Annotated in this window: 3 protein-coding genes; all 3 read right to left on the reverse strand. The window is 48.0% G+C overall.

From position 1 onward, the window contains the following. Positions 1–700: 700 nt before the first annotated feature. A complete protein-coding gene (locus FPT12_RS27510) occupies positions 701–1603 on the reverse strand; it encodes a hypothetical protein (protein ID WP_145022763.1) in 903 nt (300 codons plus the stop codon). Between the two features lie 110 nt (positions 1604–1713). After that, the gene (locus tag FPT12_RS27515; RefSeq protein ID WP_145022766.1) at positions 1714–2385 is read right to left on the reverse strand and encodes a hypothetical protein; all 672 of its coding nucleotides are present in this window, start codon (positions 2383–2385) and stop codon (positions 1714–1716) included. Continuing rightward, positions 2382–3269 carry a TniB family NTP-binding protein gene (locus tag FPT12_RS27520; RefSeq protein ID WP_145022769.1) on the reverse strand — a complete coding sequence of 296 codons (888 nt, stop codon included), beginning with the start codon at positions 3267–3269 and terminating at the stop codon, positions 2382–2384. Before FPT12_RS27520 ends, FPT12_RS27515 begins: the two co-directional genes overlap by 4 nt. Positions 3270–3425 lie beyond the last annotated feature (156 nt).

The following is a 3425-nucleotide window of genomic DNA, read 5'->3' on the forward strand; positions in this document are numbered from 1 at the left end:
ACAGCATCGAGGATCAGGTGATGACTTTGAATGTGGAGTTCATGGAGCGCTTACGATTGAATGGAGGGTCAGGTATGCAGGGAAACCGGAGTTTCTCGCTGACGCGGGCCTTAAGCAGCGCCGCGTTTTGGCGCCTACTGCATCCTGAGACTCAGTGGATATCATCTAGGGCTATTCGACGACTTACTATTGGACAGCAGCGATGGACACAAGATGATCCCTTGCATAGATGCGATAGTTGTTTCAGCTTGCTCAACGATTAAAGTTAAAGAACTCTTGAAAACATCAGAACGGTTGCTACAGATCTCTGCAGACCACTGAAAGAATCTGGATAAAAATAGATCACAAAAATCACGGGCATTATTTAGTTCCTTCCCCACTGGCCATGGTGAGTATAATGTTGTACAGGAAAAATTGATTCGACGATTTTTTACGCTTAGCGAGTGCCCTCCCCCCAGGCCTGTGCAAAGAGCTGATGTAGGAGCCCCCCGTTCTGTGCTCTGACGTATCGAGTATTGGAGAACGCGTACGCGTGGCATGGCTACCAGGAAATCAACCCATATCCAGGCATCGCCATGTAAGCAGTCTAGGCAGATAGGGCCCAAAGGTAGTGAGATTTCGGTTAGCAAGCAAAACTTAGTATCCATGCGACCTGTCCTCGCCCCATATATCGATTCGCAGACAGCAGGTCATCCGCACTTCACTTTCCAGTGGAGGCAGTGAATCCCTCGATGAATTGTTGAGCCCTGCTGGAGGCTATTAATGGATGCCATTGCACAAGTCGGCGTGCAATGACTGCAGCATGTTCTGGCGAGAAACCATTGCACGATGAGCCCAAACCATTGGCATCAGCAAATCCAATCGCGCGGCCTATTGCGTCCAACAGAGCCTCAATCACGTTCGACTCATCCGCTGGCAAGACCTCGTAAAGCCAGCCGAGTATAAGTAGCGCGACCCTTCGGTGAGCGATACTGGCTATCAAAGGGCCGAGAGTGAACGTCTGTTGAAACATCGGAAGTTGAAGATAAGCAGCGTCGTTACGCATGTAACGATTGATGAGGCCAAACCTTGGATAGAGCATCAAGCAGATCAGGAATTTCGAGAAATCCCATTCCCAGGACTCGTGAGCGTTGTTGCCCAGCTCGCCCTGAATAGCCTTCATCTCAAAGTTTTTGAGCATGTCCTGTACCGACTGCAAGGACTTGATAGAGCGCACTCCATCTTGAAACCGGGACGCTGAAAGATACCTTTCTTTATGTACAACCTGCATCTGGAAAAATCTCATGGCCATGCTCAGCTTAGGCCCGAACACCTCTGCAGCATCGATCAAAGGCATATTATGACGTGCGCAAATCACTGTACCCACGGCGCACCAATAGTTTAGCGAAGTAGGAAGTTCGCACACACGAACTTGTTCAGTCAAACACTGATAGCAAAACGTGCGCCTGTAAAAGCGCGGTATTAGCCAATTGCTAGGCGGCTGAATAAGATTTGCCCTGAGTTCAGGACTCATGTGTACGGCCTCACACGCCGCATTCGCGAATCTGGAGTTCAGCGAGAAGTCCGGATCGAAATCAGCAGCCGGGGCCGAGGCCAACCACATTTGGCTGAGTTCCTCACGCCCAAGCGGCGTGTATCTAGAAACCCTACTCTGCCTGTAAAGCCAGCACGATAGAAGTTCTCCCTCGATCGGTAAGCAATCGATGCAGACCGTCATCTACTTTTACCTTTATACAGGTACACCGGGTGGAACAGTCGCAGAATTGTATCGCCGAGATTTCCTTTGGTTTGGTGGTAAAGGACTTCCAGGGATACGTTTGCAAACTCCGTAAGTGGGTATCCAGCAAGGATCGATTCAAAAAAAATTTGGTATTCATTAAAATCTCGAAAGCCCTTCAAGCTGAAAGTCTGAGCGAAGTGTAGTGAGCAGCTCTGGAGATCAAGCATCGCCGACATGTCTGAATGCAGACCAGAAACTACTATGTTGACTAATGGGAGCGCAATCAGTATGGACCTTATCTGTTGGATAGTACGACGCCTCGCGCTTTCATTGCCGAGAAATATGTCAATGTGATCGATAAATATCGTCGAAACCTCTCTCAAGGTAACAATCTCGACCACAAATTTAGGTATTTCATTTTTCCCTTGAAACTCCACATCAATATGTAGCTGATGATAGAGCTGACCAAGAAGATCTAGCCCGGAAAGTTCAGGGTGATCTGCTATGGTAAATATGGGCTTAGCCAGGCGCGATCTGACATATGCGATGCAGGTCGGTAAGCCGAAGCCTGGCTCGGATGAGACAAGGCAAAATGAACCCTCACGCGTCAACGCAGCCAAGACATCGTTGGCGGTGGCATACTGTGAGGGCGAGAGTATGATCATTTCTGTTTAGGCTTTCCGGGATTGTGGATTTTGAAGCCGTACTTTGCCGCGAGGGAATTGATGTTGCTAAATTGATCTTGGTGAATGCGCTCAGCTCCCTGTTCGATAGCATCCATCGCGGTACACTTGAGGATCTTCACGATGTTATCCAGAATACCATGTGAATTTGAGTAAATAAGCGACCTCAGCTTAGGAGATGCGACATTAGATGCAAGCTTAAGCGGGAGATGCGTTTCATAAGTGGCAATGAAGTTTACAAAGTCTTGATCTTTTTTCCACTTTTGGAGTTCCCATTGCACAAACCGCCGATCCAGAACTCGATCAAGCGCGATCGCTTCGAGAGCTACTGAGTTACCGAAAGCAATAACGCACAACTTGAGCTTTCCTTCCGCAAGGCTGCGCAGTAGCGATAAAATCACTTTCTTGTTGATATTCCCCTCAAGCATCGCATCTGACAGCTCGTCTATAACGATCGCTCCAATTTCCCCCGCTTCGATTTTCTTAAGTATGATATCGATTCTGTTTGCAGCGGTTGTTCTCTTGCCGATGTGTACATGAAACTGCTCGCAAATCGCATCGTGCAATTTGTACCTGTTAATATTTTCAGTCAGGGTGATGAATACCATTTTTTTCCCTGACAGGTGACCCAGATCCTGAAGACGGTGAAACAAGGCCGACTTCCCATCGCCACCTTCGCCATAGATGAATATGCTTGACGCCTGTATCTGGTTTTCCGTATAGATCATGTGATTCAAGCAATTCATCAAAGGCTTCAGACGAGGAGTATCGATCCAAATATCATGGCGGCAAATCTTGATCCGTTGTTCTGCCGGCAACTCGATTAGGTGCCTTAAGTCGGCTTTCACATGACTGAGGTCGCTCATAACTCAAGTCTCCTTAGAATCGATGATCAGCACTGGTACCAGCAAGTCTATCTCTTCGGGGTCTAAGATTATCTGTGGTTGGAAAATATCTTCTTCCTCCCAAGTGGACTTGCCCCTTCAAAACCGGACACCAACTCCCCGTTAAATTGATGCCAC

This window comes from Pseudomonas sp. H3(2019) (assembly GCF_007713465.1).
Classification (GTDB): Bacteria; Pseudomonadota; Gammaproteobacteria; order Pseudomonadales; family Pseudomonadaceae; genus Aquipseudomonas.